This window comes from Streptomyces sp. NPDC044044, assembly GCF_056434405.1.
The window spans coordinates 496,882-517,692 of sequence record NZ_JBWKFG010000007.1 but is presented as its reverse complement, the minus strand read 5'-3'; the positions used below and the strand labels follow the sequence as shown (position 1 = coordinate 517,692).

General features: G+C 69.4%; 13 protein-coding genes and 2 pseudogenes. 5 read left to right on the top strand and 10 right to left on the bottom strand.

Annotated elements, in window-relative coordinates; genetic code table 11:
* Positions 1-269: 269 nt before the first annotated feature.
* Positions 270-2,576 carry a PQQ-dependent sugar dehydrogenase gene (locus tag AC07AG_RS27875; RefSeq protein ID WP_478758687.1) on the bottom strand — a complete coding sequence of 769 codons (2,307 nt, stop codon included), beginning with the start codon at positions 2,574-2,576 and terminating at the stop codon, positions 270-272.
* Positions 2,577-3,094: 518 nt separating this feature from the next.
* Here AC07AG_RS27875 and AC07AG_RS27870 point away from each other — a divergent pair.
* The 3 genes from AC07AG_RS27870 to AC07AG_RS27860 all read left to right on the top strand — a co-directional run bounded on the left by AC07AG_RS27870 (position 3,095) and on the right by AC07AG_RS27860 (position 7,873).
* A complete protein-coding gene (locus tag AC07AG_RS27870) occupies positions 3,095-5,638 on the top strand; it encodes a discoidin domain-containing protein (protein ID WP_478758685.1) in 2,544 nt (847 codons plus the stop codon).
* Between the two features lie 80 nt (positions 5,639-5,718).
* Positions 5,719-5,865: a hypothetical protein gene (locus AC07AG_RS27865; RefSeq protein WP_478758683.1), complete on the top strand. Its 147-nt coding sequence runs from the start codon at positions 5,719-5,721 to the stop codon at positions 5,863-5,865.
* Positions 5,866-6,241: 376 nt separating this feature from the next.
* Positions 6,242-7,873 carry a M4 family metallopeptidase gene (locus tag AC07AG_RS27860; RefSeq protein WP_478758681.1) on the top strand — a complete coding sequence of 544 codons (1,632 nt, stop codon included), beginning with the start codon at positions 6,242-6,244 and terminating at the stop codon, positions 7,871-7,873.
* Between the two features lie 478 nt (positions 7,874-8,351).
* On the opposite strand, the gene AC07AG_RS27855 is transcribed toward AC07AG_RS27860, so the two are convergent.
* Positions 8,352-9,179, bottom strand: coding sequence for a helix-turn-helix transcriptional regulator (locus tag AC07AG_RS27855; protein ID WP_478758679.1), 828 nt, complete (start codon positions 9,177-9,179; stop codon positions 8,352-8,354).
* A gap of 38 nt (positions 9,180-9,217) precedes the next feature.
* Positions 9,218-10,096, bottom strand: a complete 879-nt coding sequence (locus tag AC07AG_RS27850) for a hypothetical protein (RefSeq protein ID WP_478758678.1) — start codon at positions 10,094-10,096, stop codon at positions 9,218-9,220.
* 873 nt (positions 10,097-10,969) lie between these two features.
* On the opposite strand from AC07AG_RS27850, the gene AC07AG_RS27845 reads away from it, so the two are divergent.
* Together AC07AG_RS27845 and AC07AG_RS27840 are read left to right on the top strand one after the other, a co-directional pair.
* Positions 10,970-11,560 carry a hypothetical protein gene (locus tag AC07AG_RS27845; protein WP_478758676.1) on the top strand — a complete coding sequence of 197 codons (591 nt, stop codon included), beginning with the start codon at positions 10,970-10,972 and terminating at the stop codon, positions 11,558-11,560.
* Between the two features lie 42 nt (positions 11,561-11,602).
* Entirely contained in the window at positions 11,603-11,767 is a 165-nt protein-coding gene (locus AC07AG_RS27840) for an integrase (protein ID WP_478758675.1), read from the top strand.
* 161 nt (positions 11,768-11,928) lie between these two features.
* Here the strand turns inward: AC07AG_RS27840 and exaC are convergent, their stop codons facing one another.
* The 7 genes and pseudogenes from exaC to AC07AG_RS27805 all read right to left on the bottom strand — a co-directional run bounded on the left by exaC (position 11,929) and on the right by AC07AG_RS27805 (position 20,746).
* Positions 11,929-13,452, bottom strand: a complete 1,524-nt coding sequence (exaC, locus tag AC07AG_RS27835) for an acetaldehyde dehydrogenase ExaC (protein ID WP_478758673.1) — start codon at positions 13,450-13,452, stop codon at positions 11,929-11,931.
* A 108-nt stretch (positions 13,453-13,560) separates the two neighbouring features.
* Positions 13,561-14,844, bottom strand: a complete 1,284-nt coding sequence (locus AC07AG_RS27830) for a GAF domain-containing protein (RefSeq protein WP_478758672.1) — start codon at positions 14,842-14,844, stop codon at positions 13,561-13,563.
* A 99-nt stretch (positions 14,845-14,943) separates the two neighbouring features.
* The gene (locus AC07AG_RS27825) at positions 14,944-15,543 is read right to left on the bottom strand and encodes an N-acetylmuramoyl-L-alanine amidase (RefSeq protein WP_478758670.1); all 600 of its coding nucleotides are present in this window, start codon (positions 15,541-15,543) and stop codon (positions 14,944-14,946) included.
* A 40-nt stretch (positions 15,544-15,583) separates the two neighbouring features.
* The gene (locus tag AC07AG_RS27820) at positions 15,584-16,597 is read right to left on the bottom strand and encodes an acetamidase/formamidase family protein (protein WP_478758668.1); all 1,014 of its coding nucleotides are present in this window, start codon (positions 16,595-16,597) and stop codon (positions 15,584-15,586) included.
* Between the two features lie 369 nt (positions 16,598-16,966).
* Complete coding sequence (locus AC07AG_RS27815; RefSeq protein WP_478758666.1) at positions 16,967-18,385, bottom strand: tetratricopeptide repeat protein; 1,419 nt, start codon at positions 18,383-18,385, stop codon at positions 16,967-16,969.
* A gap of 150 nt (positions 18,386-18,535) precedes the next feature.
* Positions 18,536-19,654, bottom strand: a pseudogene (locus tag AC07AG_RS27810) (MFS transporter); the annotation flags it as partial.
* A 185-nt stretch (positions 19,655-19,839) separates the two neighbouring features.
* Positions 19,840-20,746 (bottom strand): annotated as a pseudogene (locus AC07AG_RS27805) (MerR family transcriptional regulator).
* Between the last annotated feature and the right edge of the window lie 65 nt (positions 20,747-20,811).

The window sequence follows — 20,811 nt, the reverse complement described above, 5'->3', positions numbered from 1 at the left end:
AGGCGACCCGACTTCAGGCTCTGGAAGAAGCCAAGCTTCTTGGGGCTGAACCAGGTAAGAATGTTCTTCGTCTGCTGGTGGTACACACCGGAACTCGCTCTTGACCTGCGGCAAAGAGCGGAATCACTTGCTGTGGAGCCGAGTTGGTCCGCGCCCGGCCCGGATCGTGGCGCGCGGCCCGTGCCGCCCGCGAGTGCCACATGCGCCGGACACGCATATGGCAGCCCCACGTGTGCCGGGTCAGTGCCCGGCCGACTCGCCTCTCGGCGTCACACCCTGGGCCTGAGCAGGGTGATCTTCGAAGCGCCCAGTTCCGTGACGTACAGGGTGCCCTTGGCCGTGTCCTCCGTGACGTCCAGCGGCTGCTGGAATCCGGTGAACCCGGTGATGCCCGTCGTGGGCGCCGACAGCTTCCCCTGCGCGTCGACGCCGAACACCTCGATGTCCTGGCCGCTGCTGTAACGGACCACGAGGAGCTTGCCCTTGAGCGTGCCGCCGAAGGCGTTGCCGCGGTACTCGACGACCCCATTGGCGGAGGCGTGCAGCCCGGCGTCGTACATGCCGGCCGCGTCCAGGTTGCGGTCTGGCTGGGTGCCCACGGGGTAGCCGGTGACCTCGAAGGGACTCGTGCCCGACGTGGGATTGCCCCCGGCCAGCACCCACTCGCAGCGCGCCGGGTTCGGGTGCCCGTAGTAGCGGTTCTTCTTCACGTCGAAGACATAGTCGGTCTCCGCCACGGGATTGGACGTGATTCCCGGCACGGTCGGACCCGTGTAGGCCCCGGCCGTCGCCGCGTCGATCCGGCGGGAGCAGGCGGCGGGCAGCGGTGTGGGCGTGGCGGGCGTGTTGCCCCCGGCCGCGGACCCGTTGGTGGGTGTGTAGAGGTGGCCGTTGGTGTGCCAAACCAAGTCGTAGGCGTTGCGTACGCCCGTCGCGTAGAGGGTCAGTGGTGCGTTGGCGGCGAACGGGTCGTATGTTCCCGGGCTCTCGGTCCGCACGTCGACGGCACCGGACGCCGGGAGCTTGGCCGGGTCGAGGCGCAGCACGGCGGCGTTGAGCAGGTGCTCGGGGCGGTTGCCCCACGTCGGGTCGGCGGCGCCCATGGCGTTGTTGGCGCCCTGCGTCACGTAGAGGGCGCCGTCAGGGCCGAAGGCCAGGGAGTTGGTCTCGTGGTCCTTCACGGACCGGGGCAGACGGCTGATCACCTCGGTGTACGTGCCGAGCCCTGGACCGCTCAGCCTGGCGATGCTGCTCGACCAGTCCGGCTCGTTCGGGGTGCCTCCGGCGTACATGGTGTTGGAGGTGATCCACAGGACCGGGGCGGCCGCCGTGGAGGAGGGGTCGAACGCCATCCCGATGACGGAGCGGTTGGGCGCTCCGGGCAGACCGCGGGCCGTCGCGTCCGTGCGCACGGTCGAGATCGTCTCCGCCCCGCTCAGGGTGCCGTCGGCGGCGATGGCGTACCGCACGATGTATCCGTCGAGCGTGGACGCGTACAGCTTGCCGTCCGGGCCCTTCACCACGGAGGCGAAACTTCTACCCGTCGCCGACGTGGCCACCTTGTCGAAGGCGATGGTGCCGGTGCCGGTGCCCGCCCCGGTGGTGAACACCGAGCTCCATGGTGTGAAGGTCCGCCCGTCCAGGTCCCGGGCGCCGCTGGTGACCGTGAAGCGGTAGCGGGTGTTCGCCTTGAGTCCCGTCGTCGGCGACAGGTTGATGACGTCGCCGCCGCCGCTGGTGATCACGTGGGCGGGCACGGTGGTCTCGGTCGCCGACTCCTTGAGGGTGACCGTGCTGGCGGTGAGGGTCGCGGCGTCGACGCCGGGGCCCACCAGGCGGAGGTCCGCCACAACGCTGCCGGTCGGTGCCGCGCCGGTCGCCGTGTTCGCCGGGTTCACCGTCCTGACCTCCGGGTGAACGGCGGAGTCGGCGAGCGGGGCGATGGTCACGTACGCGATCTTCGTGTTGCTGCCCCCGAGCGGACTGATCGTCAATCGGCCGTCCGCCACGGTCGGTTGAACCGTCCTGGTCTGGTACTTGGTGGTGGACGTGGGGACGAACCCGTCGACCGCGTTCTGGTTCTCGACCTGGAGTGCGTGGGAGCTGTCCACGCTCGTGGCGTCGCCCACGGCGACCGTCACCGTGTAGGTGCCGTTGGGCACGGCGATCTCCCACCGGCCCGGGGTCTTCACGCCGGCCGACGAGGCGGGCAGCTGCATGTGCACGAGGGTGGCGAGGAGCCGGTCGGGCTCGGCGGTGCCTCTGTCCCGGCCGTTGCCCGTCAGGTCGAGCGGGGTGGTGTTGGTCAGCCCCACCCAGCCGTAGGTGAGGCCGGTGCCCTGGTTGGCGCCGGAACGGGCGCCGAAAGCCTGCCCGTAGTCGAGTGCGTAGCTGCTCACCGGCACGGTGGTGGCGGTGCCGAAGTCGATCTTCGTTGAGAAGGTGGTGTCCGCCCGCGCCTGTGGGGGAGCCACCAGGACGACACCTATGAGGGACAGGGCCAGCAGGAAGCCTGCCGCGCGGGGCGATGGTCCGCCCCGTGAGTGACTGCGTCTTCGAAGGCGTAATACGGTCACGGTCTTCTCCCGTCGAGAGTCGAGCAGGGAACACGCCCCGTGACGTGGCGACCGGTGCCGGAACAACCGTTGGGTCGGCGCCGGCCGAGAATGCCCGTCACCGCGCTCGGGGCCTTGCCGTGCCCATGACTGCCCTGGTCATGGCGGTCCAAGCGGCGGCCGCGCCGGGCCCGCGATCGGCCTGCGACCCGCCGAGCCGCGTGGACGCCCGCGACCTGCTGGGTTCCGATGAACCTCTGCCTCCACAAGCGCATTTGGAGTGCTGTGGGCACGACACCTATGTGTGTGTCCCCTACTGATGAGGTATCAGTGCGCGTCAGCCTGTGCGCTTCCGTCAGCATGCGCGGCGCCTCGATGGACGGCGGCGCACGACGGTGAATGCGGCGAGGGGTGCACCCGCTCGCCGCGCGGCTGCGGAGATCAGCCGATTGGCGGGAGAACGCCCTTTACATCCCTGCACCCTATTGGCATGGTCATGCCCTCATCTGCGCACCTGTCGCGCATCCCGGGGGGACTTCATGCTGACCCGTCTGTTCACATCCTTTCCGCACGCCAGACTCAGATCCACCGGCCTCATAGCCTTCGCGCTCGCCGCCGTCGTTGCCGCGCTGCTTCCGTTGACCGGCATCAGCCCGGTCGTCGCGGCCGCCGCATCCGGCGCCGCCGGAGCTCCCGATCCCCGGCACCCGATGGCGGCCCCGCACGAGCCCGTGGTGCCGGCCGACGCCATGGAACCCACCGCCCCCGTCCTGCCCAGGGACAGCTGGACCGTGTCCGCGAGTGATGAGGAGACCGCGTCCGAGAACGGACGCGCCGTCAACGTGCTCGATGGCAGCACCGCCACCATCTGGCACAGCAAGTGGAGCGGCACCGCCGCGCCGCTGCCGCACACCCTCACCGTCGACATGCACCGGACGGCTGTCGTATCCGCACTCGTCTACCAGCCGCGCACCAACAGCGCCAACGGCCGGGTGGGTTCGTATGTCATCCACCTGAGCGCCAACGGTACGAGTTGGGGTTCCGCCGTCGCCTCCGGCACCCTCGGCGACGACACGACCGCCAAGACCCTGAGCTTCGCCGCGCAGGGCGCCCGCTACGTGCGACTCACCGCGACGAGCGAGGCCGGCAACCGCGGCCCCTGGTCGTCCGCGGCCGAGATCAACCTCCTCGGCGACCCCGGCTCACCCGCCTCCGTGGTCGACCTGCCGCGGACCGGGTGGACGGCGGCGGCGAGCGACGAGGAGGTGAGCGCCTCGGCGAACGCCGCTGCCAACGTCCTCGACGGCGATCCGGACACCCTCTGGCACAGCCGGTACTCCGGTACCGCCGTACCCCTGCCGCACAGCATCACCATCGACATGAAGAGCACCCGCGACGTCTCGGCTCTCACCTACCAGCCGCGCAGGTCCGGAGCCAACGGCCGGGTCGGCGCCTACACCGTCACGACCAGCACGGACGGCACCACGTTCGGGGCACCCGTCGCGAGCGGCACCTGGAAGGACGACGACACCGTCAAGGGGGCCTCCTTCTCCCGCATGGTCAGCGCGCGTTACGTACGCCTGACGGCCACCACGGAGGCGGGCGGGCGCGGGCCGTGGTCCTCGGCGGCGGAGCTCCGTCTCAGCACTCCGGCGAACCCGGCGACCGCCGGCTCCTGGGGCCGGGTCACCGGATTCCCGCTGGTTCCCGTGGCCACCGCCCTGCTGCCGAACAACAAGCTGCTCGCCTGGTCCGCGTACGGCGTCGACCGCTTCGGGGGAAGCAACGGCTACACCCAGACCGCGATCATGGATCTCGGCACCGGAGCCGTCACCCAACGACGGGTCGACAACACCCGGCACGACATGTTCTGCCCCGGCATCGCGGTCCTGAAGGACGGCCGGGTGCTGGTCACCGGCGGCAGCAACGCCGAACGGGCCAGTATCTACGACCCGGCCACCGACGCCTGGTCGGCGACCAGCGACATGAACATCGCCCGTGGCTACCAGGCCATGACCCTGCTCTCCAACGGCGACGCCTTCGTCCTCGGCGGCTCCTGGAGCGGCGGCCAGGGCGGCAAGAACGGCGAGGTCTGGTCGCCGTCCACCGGCAGCTGGCGGGGGCTGCCCGGCGTGCCGGTGACCAACACCATGACAGCCGACCCGGCGGGCCCCTACCGGGCCGACAACCACCAGTGGCTGCACGCGACTTCGGGCGGCCGGGTCCTCCAGCTGGGGCCGAGCAAGCAGATGAACTGGATCTCCACCCAGGGGGACGGCTCCGTCACCGCCGCCGGAACGCGGGCCGACAGCGCGGACGCGATGAACGGCAACGCCGTCGCGTACGACATCGGCAAACTCCTCACGCTCGGCGGTGCGACCACCTACGAGAACACGACGGCCACCCGACGCGCGTACACCGTCGACCTCAACGGGGGCGGAACCCCGGTGGCCGCGCGTACCGGCGACATGGACTTCGCCCGTTCCTTCAGCAACAGCGTGGTCATGCCGGACGGCAAGGTCGCCGTGTTCGGCGGGCAGTCCTACCCGGTGCCGTTCAGTGACGCGACCTCCTCGCTCACACCGGAGGTATGGGACCCGGCGACGGGGCAGTTCACCCGCATGGCGAGTATGGCCGTGCCGCGCAACTACCACAGCGTGGCCAACCTGCTGCCCGACGGGCGCATCTTCTCCGGGGGCGGCGGCCTGTGCGGCGACTGCGCCACCAACCACGCCGACGGGGCCGTCTTCACGCCGCCCTACCTGCTCAACGCCGACGGCACCGAGCGCACCCGGCCCGTCATCACCGGTACCGTGCCCGCCCACGTGGCCAACGGGGCGACCGTCCCCGTGACCACTGACTCGGCGGTCACCTCGTTCGCCCTGGTACGGGCGGGCGCCGCGACCCACTCCACGGACAACGACCAGCGGCGCGTACCCCTCACCTTCACCCGCAACAGCGCGACGTCGTACACCCTCAACGTCCCCTCCGACCCCGGGGTGGCGCTGCCCGGCAGCTATCTGCTGTTCGCGCTCAACTCGGCCGGGGTGCCGAGCAAGGCCCGGTTGGTCAGCGTGGGCTGACCGCGCGCACGACGAAGCCCCCCCCCCGCCGAGCAGACGGGGGGCTTCGTCGTGCGCGCTGTTCGGCAGCGGGCTGTCGCGTGGACGTCCTCCAAGTCGACCTGGAGGTCACCGACGGCACGGTCTATCCGCTGAAGCGGACCAGCAGTTCGGACCCCACGGTCAACGTCAAGGAGACCTGCACGGTCAACGCCTCGTCCGAGCCGCCAATGGCACCTGGAAGCTGAAGGTGCAGGACAGGACTGCGCAGGGCACGGGCTACATCAAGTGTTGACGGGTGGCTTGCCCCGTAATTCTCACCCCGCACAGAGGCTCCGCCTCACCGAGGTACATCACCGCCGCGGGTAATCAACTCTGCAGCGTGGCTGGCGCGTTGCCGATGCCGACCGCGTTCATGATCTGTTCGCATTGCGTATGTCGACCATCGTTCATCGGACTGTTTCTGGCCAACATCCAGCCAAAAGACTGACATGTACCTGGTTGAAGTGACACGCTCCCCCGCAACACGCTGCACGTACAGCAACACGCTGCACACCCGCATCGCGTCTTTTTCTGCTCCGGGCGGCCCTCCATGCCTCCCGGGCCCCCACAGATGGAGCCCGCGTGATCTCTGATATATCCCGTAAGCGTTCGACGCTCGCGATCGCCACCGCCGTGGCCGCCGGAGCGCTGCTCACCGCCGGACTGACCACCGGCGCCTCCGCCCAGCCGGACAAGGAGACCGGGCCGTCCGGCTCTCCCGTCGCCCTCTCGGTGTCGGCCCGCGCGGACCTCCTCCAGGACGCGAGCGTCGAGAGATCGGCGACCGCCGGGCGGATCGGCCTCGGTGCCAAGGAGAAGCTCGTCGTCCGTGACGTCATCAAGGACGCCGACGGCACCACGCACACCCGCTACGAGCGCACCTACGACGGCCTTCCCGTCCTCGGCGGCGACCTCGTCGTGCACACCGCCAAGAGCGGCGAACTGAAGGGCGTCACCAAGGCGACCGAGGCCACCGTGAAGGTCGCCTCCACCGACGCCGAGCTGGGCAGGTCCTCCGTCGCCAAGTCCGCCGAGTCGACCGCCGCGAAGGCGAAGACCGCCAAGGCCGACGCGCAGGCCCCGCGCAAGGTGATCTGGGCCGCCTCCGGCGAGCCCGTCCTCGCGTACGAGACCGTTGTCACCGGCGTGCAGAAGGACGGCACGCCCAGCAGGCTCCACGTCATCACGGACGCCGCGAGCGGGAAGAAGCTGTACCAGTACCAGGCCATCGAGAACGGCACCGGCAACAGCCAGTACAGCGGCAAGGTTACGGTCGGCTCCAAGAAGGGCACGAGCGGCTACGAGCTGACAGACAAGGCCCGAGGCGGCCACCGCACCTTCGACCTGAAGCACGCGGAGAGCGGCGGCGGCACGCTCTTCAAGGACGCCAACGACGTCTGGGGCAACGGCAAGCCTTCGAGCGCGCAGACCGCCGCCGTCGACGCGGCCTACGGCGCCCAGCTCACCTGGGACTACTACAAGTCCGTGCACGGCCGCAAGGGCATCAACGGCGACGGCAAGGGCGCGACCTCCCGCGTCCACTACGGCAACGGCTACGTGAACGCGTTCTGGGACGACAGCTGCTTCTGCATGACGTACGGCGACGGCGAGGGCGACAAGAAGCCCCTCACCTCGATCGACGTCGCGGCCCACGAGATGACGCACGGTGTCACCTCGGCGACCGGCAACATGGAGTACAGCGGCGAGTCCGGCGGCCTCAACGAGGCCACCTCCGACATCTTCGCCACTGCCGTGGAGTTCAAGGCCAAGAACCCCAAGGACGTCGGCGACTACCTCATCGGCGAGAAGATCGACATCAACGGCGATGGCTCCCCGCTGCGTTACATGGACAAGCCGAGCAAGGACGGCCAGTCCCTGGACAAGTGGAACGCCAACGCGGGCAATGTCGACGTCCACTACTCCTCCGGCATCGCCAACCACTTCTTCTACCTGCTGTCCGAGGGCAGCGGCAAGAAGCGGATCAATGGCGTCCAGTACAACTCGCCGACCGCCGACGGCTCCAAGGTGCTGGGCATCGGACGCGGCAAGGCCGAGAAGATCTGGTTCAAGGCCCTGACGACGTACTTCACGTCGACCACCGACTACAAGGCGGCCCGTAAGGGCACGTTGAGCGCTGCGAAGGACCTGTACGGCGCGAATTCCGCCGAGTACAAGCGCGTGGCCGCTGCCTGGACCGGCGTCAACGTCAAGTAGCCCCCGGTCAGTGACGTAACGGGCGGCGTCCGAAACGGACGCCGCCCGTTGGGCGTTCACCACATCAGTACCCCCGCCCGCTTTCTCGTGCCCTCGAATGCCACCGCCACCAGCCTCAACTCGACTCCGTCGACGAGGAGTCGGTGCGCCGGGAGGATCCGAATGTCGAGGACCGGCTCAACCTGCAGGTGGCGACCCGGGTGGGGAAGACCGTGCTGGGCGGATCCGGCTGATGCCCCGCGGGAACCTGTGCGCGACGGAGCGGCAGGAGTGTCCGATCAACGGCGGACCTGCCGATCCGAGGAGAGACGCCAGATGAGCGAGACGCTTGGGCGCGCGTCCGCCGGGGGAGCGGGCTGGCGGGGGAGCCGTCGGCTGCGTCGAACGCGCAGTTCGTCGCGATGCTGGAGGGCGAGATCGGGGAACCAACCACCGGCCGCACGACTACCGGGCGGCGGCGTCACCCGCCATGGCCTCCTTAAGACTGCGTCTTGTGCAGGGTGGCCGAGGGCGTCACGCCGTAGCGTTGACGGTAGGCGACGGCGAACCTGCTGCGGTGGGTGAAGCCCCAGCGGTAGGCGACATCGGTGATGGTCACCTGACCCGGTTCCTTTGAGCGCAGTTCCTTATGGGCACGGGTCAGCCGTATCCGGCGCAGGTAGTCCATGGGGGGCATCCCCACGTGCTGGCGGGACCCCTGCTGCAGTTGTCGGATGCCCACCCCTGAGATCTCGGCAAGGGCCGTGACGGTGAACGGATGCTCCGGGTGCGCCTCCATGGCGTCGATGGCGCGCTTGACCGGGGCAGGACGGCTGGGCGGGACTGGCCGCGCCAGTTGTTCACGGTAGGGATGATCAGCCGCCAGCAGCAGTCCGATCACCACTGCCTCGTGCAGCCGCTCGGCGACCAGCTCCTGACCGATGAGCCCCTGGGACGTCTGCGCATCTTCCGCCGCCATCCGGACCAGTTGGGCCCAGCTGCGCCCGGGGCCGTGAGAAATGTCCATGGCGGGTTTCAGTCGAAGAGGCAACCGGATCGGGGTGCCGAGGACTCGCTCCAACTGGAGCTCCAGTTCGGGGCGTTCGATCTTGACCGCGAGAAGTCGGCAGTCGCCGCTCCCCTGGTCCAGCACTGTGTTGCGGCCAGGCTGGAAGACGGCGGCTTCGTGCACGGTGGCCAGGATCGGATCGAGGCGTCCCTGGTGCCACGCCATGGACCCGGACAGCGGCAGGTCGACGTGGTAGGCCCCCAGTTCACCGAAGCGCATGCACAGGTCGGCACCGAACTGCAGGGTGCCGAGCGTCATGTGCTCGTGCGGCCCGCGGCCGCACAAGTCGGCCCGCCTCAGTCGGTGGCGGTCCACTGGGGTGCGGGTGTGCGACCGGGGCGGGCGGTGATCGGCTCGCCTTCGGCCCAGTCGCGATACTTCACCTGGAAGGACTCGTCGCCGCTTGCCGTGTCGGCCGCCGAAGGCACCCGGGTCTTCAGGCTCTTGGGCAGGTCGCGCGCGGTGACGACCAGGGTGAAGCGGACGGTGCTGCCGGGGCGGTCGGTCGCGTAGGGGAGGTAGAGGGCGCCGACGGCCGGGTCGGCGGCCAGGGCGCGCAGCGGGGTGCTGCCGGTGAGGGTGCGGGTGCCGCCTTCCTGTTCGGTGCGCACGCCGGTGGCGCCGTCGAGGAGCGCCTCGATGTGGGCGGGCTGGGCCAGCCAGCGGGTCTCCAGGGCGGCGTGGAGGGCGGCGTCGTCCTTGGCTGCCGCGGCCGCGTCGGGCTCGGTGCGGTATTCGCCGTCCGGGCCGGATCCGGGTCCGGCCATCGCCTCGTGGGGCGTGATGGTGGCGCGGTTGCCGATCAGCACCACCTCCGGCGGATACCAGGGGTGGCCCTCGCCCCCGTCGTAGGCGACATGGGTCGCTGCCTTCGCGGTGCCGGCGTCGACCAGGTCGAGGCGGGCCTGGCCGTGGAACGAGTCGGGGGCACCGAGCTCGCGGGCTTGGACGTCGACACCGACCCGCCGCTGGGCCAGCATCGCGGAGCGGACGGGCTCGGCCCGGGAACCGGCCGGTGCGGCGGTGGATGGCTCGGACTCGCCGTTCTCGCCGGGCCACCACAGGTGGGCGGCGAGGCCTCCCACGGCGCCGACCACCAGGCCGACGGCGACCGCCACCGCCATCGGGCGGCGGCGCGGCCGGGCTGACCGCTGCGGGGACTCTTCCTTGGACATGGCCCAGCCCCCTTTGGTACCGCCCCGGCACGAGAAGCGCCGCGTTCTGTACACGGTAGGGCCGCCGGGGTGCAGACCATGGCGCTTCGCCGGATTCTTTGCGGGCCGGGTGAACGGACGCGCCGCGGCGGCCCAGCGTCCCGCGGCTTCGCACCCGGAGCGGGGTGCCAGGAACCGAACTTCCTGGCACCCCCGCTCCGTCTGTCGGGCTGTCAGATCCGCAAAGTCGCTCGGCCGTCTCGCGGTAGTCGCGCAGGGCCAGGCGGAGCTGTTCGGTGTCGCCCCAGCTGGTATGGCCATACAACACCCCCCAGCCTGCTCACCCCTCACGACTAGATTCACTGTCGGAGAACCGAAACGGCTGGGTTCGCTGCCAACCGCCTCGAATGGATGACTGAGCGACTGGCTTCGCCGTCGAAGGGAAGATCCGCCCACGGCAGACGAGAAAGAACCCCAAAGGGCTGGAAGCCCCTCCGAGACCATGTCAACGTACAACGTCCCGGAAAACACCAGGTCAGTGAAGGGGTGTGGGCTTTGGGGCGACCGGCATGCAAGCCGGACGCCTTGGGGGCCCGTACTCCCGCCCTGCTCGGTCTCGCTGCCAAAACCCGTTCTAAGGAGGCCCGTCTGTCGAATCCCGCTCTCCGATGCGCTCGCTTCACTACTCCCATCCTCTCGGTGCTCGGTGCTCGGTGCTCGGTGCTCGGTGCTCGGTGCTCGGTGCTCGGCGTTCTGAAGCGTGGACTGCGGAGGAGACGCGCGACTATGGCGCGCTTTCCATGGCGCTGTGTCTCTGTGTCTGCGCGGTCCGACTGTTCGGGGAGGGACCTGCTGCAAACGGGGCTACCGTCGTGATCGAGCGTTGGCGCCCCGTTGAACGAAGTGCTCAACACCGCAGTGGAGAAAGGTTACTTCGCGGAAAAGCCCCTCAACGGGCTCAGGTGGAACGCTCCGGCGGTCAGCGAGGAGGTCGACCCGGCTGCCGTCCCCAATCCGGCCCAAGTCTCCCGGCTGCTTGCGGCGGTTACTCAGCAGCGCGGGCGCGGCCCTCACCTGAAGGCGTTCTTCGGCTGCATGTACTACGCGGCCATGCGGCCGGCGGAGGTCATTCACCTCCGGCTCGAACAGTGCCACCTGCCCCAGACCAGATGGGGGATGCTCAACCTGTCGGGCGGCGTCATCACCGCGGGCAAGGAGTGGACGGACGACGGCGCGGTGCACGAGGTGCACTCGCTCAAGCGCCGTGCGGCTACCGCGACCCGGCCGGTGCCTATCCCGCCGCAGTTCGTGCTCATCCTGCGCTCGCGTATCAGACGGTTCGGCGTGGCGCCGGACGGTCGGGTGTTCCGGAACCAGGCCGGCAACTACGTGGACGGGTCTGCGTATGGCATTACGTGGGCGCGTGCACGGAAGCATGTCCTGACCCGCACGGAGCTCGCCCCCGGGCTGGCCAAGTGGCCCTAAGATCTCCGACACGCCGGGATCTCGTTCTGGCTGTACTCCGGTGTGGACCCGGCCGAATGCGCTCGCCGCGCGGGCCAGAGCATCGAGGTCCTCTTCCGGCACTACGCCAAGTTCCTGGATGGCATCAGGGAGCAGGCCAACCGGCTGATTGAGCAGTCCATGCAGGAGTGGGACCGCGTCAGCCAGGGCTCGGCGCCTGCGGGGTGAGTCGGGACTTGGACCGGAAATAGACCGGAAGAGCTGGTCAGGAGTGGGATGGCGGTGGGAGAAAATGGGAGTTACGACGTAAATCGGGCCCTCCTCTGAGCGGGCCGAGCGGAAGGCGCCTGACCGGCAAAAGCGCAGGTCAGGCGCCTTTTTTCGCGCCTCTAGAAGAAGCCGAGCTTCTTCGGTGAGTACGACACCAGGAGGTTCTTGGTCTGCTGATAGTGCTCCAGCATCATCTTGTGCGTCTCGCGCCCGATCCCGGACTGCTTGTAGCCGCCGAACGCCGCGTGCGCGGGATACGCGTGGTAGCAGTTCGTCCAGACCCGGCCCGCCTGGATCGCACGGCCCGCCCGGTAGGCGGTGTTCATGTCGCGCGTCCACACTCCGGCGCCCAGGCCGTACAGCGTGTCGTTGGCGGTCTTGATGGCGTCGTCGAAGTCGCTGAACGACGCGACCGAGACGACCGGGCCGAAGATCTCCTCCTGGAAGATCCGCATGCGGTTGTCGCCCTCGAAGATCGTCGGCTGGACGTAGTAGCCACCGGCCATTTCGCCGTCGTACGTGATGCGCTGACCGCCCGTCAGAACCTTGGCGCCCTCCTGCTGGCCGATGTCCAGGTACGAGAGGATCTTCTCCAGCTGGTCGTTGGAGGCCTGGGCGCCGATCATCGTGTCGGTGTCCAGCGGGTGCCCCGCCACGATCTGCTCCGTGCGGGCGACCGCCGCTTCCATGAACTCGCTGTAGTGGCCCCGCTGGACGAGGGCACGCGACGGGCAGGTACAGACCTCGCCGTTGTTGAGGGCGAACATCGTGAAGCCCTCCAGCGCCTTGTCGCGGAAGTCGTCGTTGGCGGCCCACACGTCGTCGAAGAAGATGTTCGGCGACTTCCCGCCCAGCTCCAGCGTCACCGGCTTGATGTTCTCCGAGGCGTACTGCATGATCAGCCGCCCTGTCGTGGTCTCGCCGGTGAAGGCGACCTTCGCGACGCGCGGGCTGGAGGCGAGGGGCTTGCCCGCCTCTACGCCGAAGCCGTTGAGGATGTTGACGACACCCGGCGGCAGCAGGTCGGACACCAGACTCAACCAGTAGTGGATGGAGGCCGGGGTCTGTTCGGCGGGCTTGAGGACGACCGCGTTGCCCGCTGCGAGGGCCGGCGCGAGCTTCCATGTCGCCATCAGGATGGGGAAGTTCCACGGGATGATCTGCGCGACGACGCCCAGCGGCTCGTGGAAGTGGTACGCGATGGTGTCCTCGTCCACCTCGCTCAGCGACCCTTCCTGCGCTCGGATGACCCCCGCGAAGTAGCGGAAGTGGTCGATGGCGAGCGGGATGTCGGCGGCCAGCGTCTCGCGGACCGGCTTGCCGTTCTCCCAGCTCTCGGCCACCGCGAGGCTTTCGAGGTTCGCCTCCATACGGTCGGCGATCTTCCGTAGGACGTCTGCGCGTTCGGTCACGGATGTGCGGCCCCAGGCGGGCGCGGCGGCGTGCGCCGCATCCAGTGCGCGCTCCACGTCCTCGGCCGTGCCGCGGGCGATCTCGGTGAACGGCTGCCCGTCGATCGGGCTCGGGTTCTCGAAGTACTGGCCGCGGGCGGGCGGGACGTACTCGCCGCCGATGAAGTGGTCGTAGCGGGACTGGTAGGAGACAACTGCGCCGTCCGTGCCGGGCGCTGCATAACGGGTCATCTTGGTGGCCTCCCGGGGAAGGCTGCCCGCCGTTGGGCAGCTCTCGCCGGGAGACTAGGAGCGCGGACGTTGCAGGTACGTTGCGGGAGTCGGCCGGTGGCTGGTCGTCTACGTCAGGTCCGCTTCTGTGCGGCTGGTTCGGGCGCCGGTCAGCTCCGCGTCCAGCTCGCGCAGGCGGGCCAGCACCGGCGGGGCCGGGCGCACCTGGGCCAGCGCGCGCCACACCGGCAGATCGTCCTCGCCCCACGGGGCGTGCGCCCAGTCGGCCAGGAGATCGGGATCGCGGCGCGCGATGAGCGCCGCCCGCAGCTGATCGGCGAGCCTGCGCCGCAGCCGCGCCACGGCAGGTGCCTGAGAGGCGGGCAGGAGCGGACCCGCGTACGCGCCTACTGCCGCGGTGACCGCCCCGGAACCGAGCCGTCGCTCGACGGCGTCGACATCCGAATCGACCGGCACCGCGAGCCGATACGGGCGCGACCTCAGCAGCTCCGGACCCAGAAGCCGTCGCAGCCGCGCCAGTTCGGCCCGCAGCGTCACCGGCGTCACCGACTCGTCCTCGTACAGCGCGCACAGCAGCTCGTCGCCGGTCAGCCCCTCCGGGTGGCGGGCGAGCAGGACGATGATCTCGCTGTGCCTGCGGCTCAGCCGCACCTTGCGACCACCGGTCAGCAGCAGTGCCTCGTCGCGGCCGAGCGCGGTGAGAACCACCGTGTCCCCGCTCTCCACCGGCGGCGACAGCAGAGCCAGTTGGGACTCCGCCGCACGGGCGACCGCCTGCACGAAAGCCAGGCTGTGCGGATGCGCGAGACCGTCGCCCCCGGTGATGTCCACCGCCCCGAGCAGCCGCCCCGTCCGCGGATCGTGCACCGGAGCCGCCGCGCACGTCCAGGGCTGGACGCGCCGGATGAAGTGCTCGGCGGCGAACACCTGCACCGGCCGATCCAACGCCACCGCCGTGCCCGGAGCGTTCGTCCCCATCGCGGACTCCGCCCACCGGGCACCCGGCACGAAGTTCATCTGCCCCGCCTTCTGCCGGGTCGCGGAGTGCCCCTCGACCCAGAGCAGCCTGCCGTGCGCGTCGCACACCGCGAGAAGATGCTCACCGTCCATCGCGAACGTGCCCATCAGCTCACGGAACAGCGGCATCACCCCCGCCAGCGGATGCTCGGCCCGATACGCGCCGAGATCCCCGTCGGTGAGCTCCACCGTCGCGCCGGTGTCCTCGGGGCTGACCCTGGCTCGCGCCGAACGCCGCCACGAGTCGGCCACGACGGAACGCACCGGCCGCGTCACGGTCCCGGCCTCGGTGAACCTCTCATGGGCGCGCCGCAGCACCCGCACCCGCTCGGCAGGATCGGCGCCGGAATCCAGGGCCACCCATGGTTCGGTCAACTCGGCCTCCCGGGACGGCGATGCGGTGCTGCCATCGTCGCCCCGCGAGCGTGACCCGACAAGCGCCCCGGCAGGCGCCACAGCATCAGGTGGCTGATGTCAGGCGGAGTTGACCAGGCGGATGTAGCGCGTCCAGTCCCAGTGCGGCCCCGGATCGGTGTGGTCGGTCCCGGGCACTTCGACGTGCCCGATGATGTGTTTGCGGTCCTTGGGAATGCCGTACGTATCGCAGATGGCCGAGGTCAGCAGGGCGGACTGCTCGTACATCGCGTCGGTGAAATATTCGGGCTGATCCACCCATCCTTCGTGCTCGATGCCGATGCTGCGAGTGTTGTAGTTCCAGTTGCCCGCGTGCCAGCCGACGTTGCGTTCGCGGACGCACTGGGCGATGTGGCCGTCATCGGAGCGCACCACGTAGTGGGACGAGACCTTCTTCGCCGAGTTCTGGAAGATGGCCAGGGTGTCGGCGTAGGTCTCCTGGGTGACGTGGACGATCACGTAGTCGACGGGGTACGTGCTGGGGCGGTTGGCGGCGGTGTAGTTGGAGGTGCTTGCCGGAACCCACTCGGCGAGCGGGTAGTCGACCGCCCGAGTGTGAGCCGTGGCGCGGGTGGCGGGGAGGAGCGCGGCAGGGAGGGCGGCCAGAGCCGCTCCTTGCAACAGTCTGCGCCTGCTGGGATGCCGTCTTGCTCGATCCATGGCCGGCCTACCTCTCGGTGGGGGGAACAGCTGGGCTCTTTCAGTGGGGCAGCACCTTGGCCGTCGCGCGCAGCCGCGCGTGCAGCCCCCGGTGAGTTTCACGCGCGGGCAGCCACTCCTTGCGGATCTTTGCCACGCACGTGTAGTTGGTGTCGCAGACATTGGCGAGCGGCGACTCGACGGTCTGCGTCGCGAACTGGTAGGCGTCGAGCTCGCTGAAGCCGTAGTCGCGCACCAGCCATTGCACGAGGTCGAGTTGGGATATTCGGAAGGCGTCCTCAAGGGGGCGCGCCGAGCCGGTGGAGATGATGTGGGTGTCGGACTCCAGTCGCGGCCAGGGCGTGGGGATCCCCTTCAAAAGTTCGACGATCACGACTGTGTTCATGGCGCATTCGACGGCGACTCCGCAGGTCTCTCCCTCGCCCTGCCGTGCGTGTCCGTCGCCCAGACTGAGGAGTGCGCCCTCCACATTCACCCCGAGGTAGCAGGTGACCCCGGCCCGCATCTCGGGAGTGTCCATGTTGCCGCCGTGGGCGTCGGGCACGAGTGCCGAGCGCACCTCCAGATTGGCTGGTGCGACGCCGACCGTGCCGTGCATCGGATCCATCGGCAGCGCGATCTCGAAGTCACCGTCCCGCGCGCTGAATTGCGCGGTGCGCCGGTCCCGGTCGAGCTGCCATATCCACACCGTCTCGGGCAGCGGCGGCTGGAGCGATGCGGTGGTGTGGGTGGAGGTGAGCGCCCCGAAGAGGGGGACTGTGGTGGACGCCGCCCAGTCGCGGGCCGGTTCGATCGACACGAAGTGCACGGCGACGGTGTCGCCCGGCTCAGCGCCCTCGACATGGAAGGGCCCGGTCTGCGGATTCAGGAACGGGAATTGGCAGACCTCGGACACCAGGTCCTTCTCGGAGCGCACGTTCCCCGCGAAACAGTCCTCCGTGTACAGGTCGAGAACCGTGCCCGGAGCGATCCGCGCCACGGGCGGCGCGCCACCGAACGTCCACGCGTACTCGCCCGGTTCGGGCCGGACGGTCAGGATCCGAGGCTGGTTCATGGCAGGACTGCTCCGCTCTTTCGCTCTTACGATCCGTCGCTCTCTGGGGAACAGGGGGCGCCTTTGTGCGGCGCGATGCTTGTGCGGCCCGATGCCCTGCGACGCAGCCCAGGATGGCTTGCCCCCGACACCTGAATCCCCCGATCCACGTGGACACGAAACCGCCGTCAGGGCGATGGTGTCCCGCCTCAATTACGTTACGGCGCAGGCCGGTTGAGCCGGAAGGGGGCGACCTGAATCTGTGTACAGCACCGAGACTGTGGATAACGCGGCCACTCTTGAGGGGGACCGGGGGGTCGGAAGCGGGGCGGAGGGAACGAGGGGAGCGGAGACCGGAGAGGGGAGAGGGGAGAGTGAGCCCAGCGGTACTCAGCCGCCTAGAGCAGCGGCACCCACAGCGGCCTGCCCCTCGGCGCGGTCGCGCGCCGCCGCAGCTTCAGCAGCGTCTCCGAGTTGGTCGGCCAACCGGGCACGGGCCCGCCAGTTGTAGGGGCAGATGGGACGCAGATTGATGCGCTCACTGAGCAAGGTGCGCGCCAGGTCGTGCCGGCCGGAGCGGATGGCCGCCTCCACCAGCGTGCGCTGGATGGCGTCGCGCTGGGCGTGGCTGCCGCCGAAGGAATTGAGGTGGTAGCGGATCGGGGCCAGCAAGTCGACCACGCGGGCGTACTGCCGCTGCCGGTAGGCGATGAGAGCGCGGCACACCGGGATCCCGACCTCGCGCGTCATCGCGTGGTTCGACACCGCGGGGTCGGTCCGGGCGAGCCATTGCTCGCGGTCCTTCACCAGCCGCTCTGCATCGGAGAGGCGCCCGGCCCCCGTGTACGCCATCACGGCATGGACGTCGTTGAAGGCGTAATAGGCGCCGACCTCACGCCCGGCCCACGCCTCGGCGAGCGCCGCCCAACGGGGCTCGACGTCGATGTCGGCGAGGAGCAGCCGCCACAACAGGGCGGAGGCGTCCAAGAGCTCCATGGCGATCGCCTGCGACGCCTCGTTGTGGAGGGTGCCGTCGTAGACGCCGAGGACCCGCTCGATGCTCCCCGCCTCCAGCGCGTACAGGGCGTAGTGCCACGCGTTGTGCACGGAAAGGTAGTTGCCGACGACCCAGTCCTCGGTCCGCGCGTCCAGATAGCGGATCCCTTGGTCGAACAGCCCGCGCATCTCGTACGTGTGGACGACCGCATGGATGCCCCACACATCCCGCGGATGACGCTCGACGGCCCGCAGCCCGATCTCCTCGGCGTGGCCGTAGTGCCCGGCCTCTTCGAGCCCGAAGGCGTACATCCCCAGCAACGGGCCGAAGTGCGGGTCGTCACTGTCCCACGCGGAGAGCGCGCCGCCGACCCGGTCGCGCAGCCGCTGCGCGTCGCCCGTGAAGAAGTCGATCTGGTGACCGACGGCGAGAGCGAGGGCGTCGCGAGGGAACTCGGTGCTGATCTCGCCGAGGATGTCGCCTGCGCGCAGCATGTCCCCGTCCAGCCACGCCTCGGCCGCCGCCGCGTGCATCTTCTCGCGCGGTGAGAGCCCGTCAAGATCGACCGTGCCCCGGAAGGCGCTGAAGGACCGCCGGGCCTCGGCCGCGTCCTTCGCCTCGGTGCCGAGAAGCCCGAGATACGCGCCGAAGACGTGCGCCATCGCGGAATCGGGGGACGCGGCCACCATGGCCTGCGCCTCGTCGGCAACCTCTCCACGGAAGAACAACAACGCGTCCAGCGCCTGCTCGTAGTGGCGCGCGGCTTCGTCGCCGGTGTCACTCAGGACGTGGGCATGCCGGTCCCTCTCCATCGCTGTCCCCTTTCCCGTCTTTCCCGTCGGCTCTGTCCGGTCTGTCCAGTCTCGCGATTCTGCCCGCGCGACACGAGGGCGACGCTCGGTTCACGGGAACGACATTTTGATGCGACGCACTACGCATATTGATGCGGCGCGCTTAGATGGTCATCGGCACGCAGAGCCGTCGCGGTTCCACGCCCGCGTGCTCCAGCCGATCACCGCGGCGAGCAAGGCGACCGCCGGTACCAGCAGCAGAGCCGTCCTGCTCCCCGCGTCCGCCGCGATGGGTGCGAACACTGCCGCACCCATCGCACCGCCGACCATGTCGAGGCTGCTCAGCCACGACATCGTCTCCGTGACGCGCCCGTCAGGGGCTAGGTCGCCGCCGGTGGTGCGCAGCGTCGCGAAGGTGCAGCCGATCACCAGCCCGGCCAGCGGACAGAGCAGAAGGACCGCATGCGGCGACACTCCCGTGGCAGGCGTCAGCGCACCGGTCCCTGCCGCGAACACGCAGAGCAGCAGGGAGATCTTGGGTCCGCGGGACAGAAGATTCGGTACGGCGCCCAGGGCGAGGCTGCCCAGAACGCTGCCGACGGACAGAACCCCCAGGTAAAGGCCGGTCAAGTGGGCCGCGTGGTACTCCCGTGCGTAGATGGGCAGGATCACGTCCACCCCGGTCACCGCCATGACGAAGAGTGCGTCCGCGGCCAGCAGGCGCCGAAGGGGAGCGGATGCCAGCGGGCCGAGCCAGTGCCCGGACCGAGCGGAGCGCGGCGGCGGCCTCGGAGAGTCGACCAGCATGCCGACGGCGGCGGCCATGAGCAGCGCCACGACCACGAACGGCACGACCGGCGAGACCGAGAGGCTCAGCCAACTGGCGAGCACAGGGCCGGTGATCAGCGCGGCACCCATCATCGACGAGTCGAGAGCCATCGCGGTGGCCAGCGTTCCGTTGCCCGAGGGATTGTCGGTGGCATTCTTCGCCGAGCTGTCCGTGGTGCGGTGCCAGACCGAACGCATCATGACGGCGACCGGCGGGGTGCACGCGCCCATGGCCGTGGTGAGCGCCAGGATCGCGGCGACGGGCCCGCCCCCGCGCGCCACCAGAATCAGCGCCAGAGTGGCCGTCAGGTACGGGACAAGACAGCCCAGCAGGACCGGACGGGGCGCATGGCGGTCCATGAGGCGTCCGCGCAGGGGAGCGGTGACACCTTGGCCGACCGCCAAACCGCTCACCGCAAGGCCCGCGGTTCCGTACGAGTGATCCCGGCCGATCAGGAGCAGCACGCTGAGGCCGACCATGCTGGGCGGCAGTTTCGATGCCATGCCGATCGCAGCGAGCCGCCAGAAGCCGGGTACGTCCATCAGCTCCCGGTAGCTGGAGAGGAATCGCCACGGCGCGGCATCGGTCGGTTCGGTGAGGTCGGTGGCGAAGGGGGAGCTGGGCCGGCCCATGCTCGGTCGGCCCACTACCGAGGCATGCGGGCGCGCAGGGCCAGGACGGCCCAGTCGAGCACCGGCGCCAGACTCTCCGGCGCGGGCCAGCCGTTGATCACCGCGAGCAGCGTCAGATAGCGGTCCCTGCGGGGGTCGTCCATGGTCTCCAAGCGGTTCACCAGGCGCCGCCTGAGGTCGGTGTCGTCGGGGAGGCCGAGGATGTGCGCGTAGTGCGCCGCGAGCGCTGTGACGATGGGCCGCTAGAGCCGGTCTGACCTGTGTGTGGACGGCCTCGGCGAGGACGCGGGGCAGACCGGTGCTGTCGTCCGGGGCGCGGTCGGCCGCCAGATCTCTGGCCATCCCTTGCATCGTGGTGCGGAACCCCTGGTCCTGGAAGAGCTCGGCCAGCTCCACCCAGGCCTCGACCTGCTCGGCCTCGGGGTTGTCGGGCAGTTCGGGAGTGAGGGAGCGGGTGACCGCCGCGAAGGCAGGGTGGTCGTACAGGCCGTCGAAAACAGCACCGAGGAAGTCGTCGGTCAGACGCCGGCGTTCGTCCTCGGAAAGTTTGGCGAGCTTGTGCATGAGATCCAACTCCTCAGGGGTGGACCCGCGCTTGGCCACCGCTGTCAGGACCGCGCGTCTCAGGCGCAGCACACGGATCTGCACCTCGAGCGCATCCGCGTGCGCCGCGGCGACCTCGGGGAGCGAGATCTCCCGGTCCACCACCTTCCGGATCGTGGGAAGGTCGAGACCCAGGTCGCGCAGGGTGCGTACGAGATCGAGGCGTGCGACGGCATCGGTGCCGTACAGGCGGTAGCCGGCCGGGCTGCGGTCGGCGGGCGGCACGATCCCGGCGTCGGAGTAGAACCGGACGGTCTTGACCGTCAGCCCGGTCCGCCGCGCCAGATCACCGATCGAGTAGAGCGTGTCGCCGTTCATGTCCCCACCTTCACGTCTCCCCCTACTGGAGACTCAAGCCACGTCACCCACGAGGACGGAGCGCA

Excerpts from the sequence above, each read along its gene's own strand:
- AC07AG_RS27870 (WP_478758685.1), top strand. The coding sequence starts at position 3,095 with ATGCTGACCCGTCTGTTCACATCCTTTCCGCACGCCAGACTCAGATCC.
- AC07AG_RS27855 (WP_478758679.1), bottom strand. The coding sequence starts at position 9,179 with ATGACGCTCGGCACCCTGCAGTTCGGTGCCGACCTGTGCATGCGCTTC.
- AC07AG_RS27850 (WP_478758678.1), bottom strand. The coding sequence starts at position 10,096 with ATGTCCAAGGAAGAGTCCCCGCAGCGGTCAGCCCGGCCGCGCCGCCGC.
- exaC (WP_478758673.1), bottom strand. The coding sequence starts at position 13,452 with ATGACCCGTTATGCAGCGCCCGGCACGGACGGCGCAGTTGTCTCCTAC.
- AC07AG_RS27825 (WP_478758670.1), bottom strand. The coding sequence starts at position 15,543 with ATGGATCGAGCAAGACGGCATCCCAGCAGGCGCAGACTGTTGCAAGGA.
- AC07AG_RS27820 (WP_478758668.1), bottom strand. The coding sequence starts at position 16,597 with ATGAACCAGCCTCGGATCCTGACCGTCCGGCCCGAACCGGGCGAGTAC.
- AC07AG_RS27815 (WP_478758666.1), bottom strand. The coding sequence starts at position 18,385 with ATGGAGAGGGACCGGCATGCCCACGTCCTGAGTGACACCGGCGACGAA.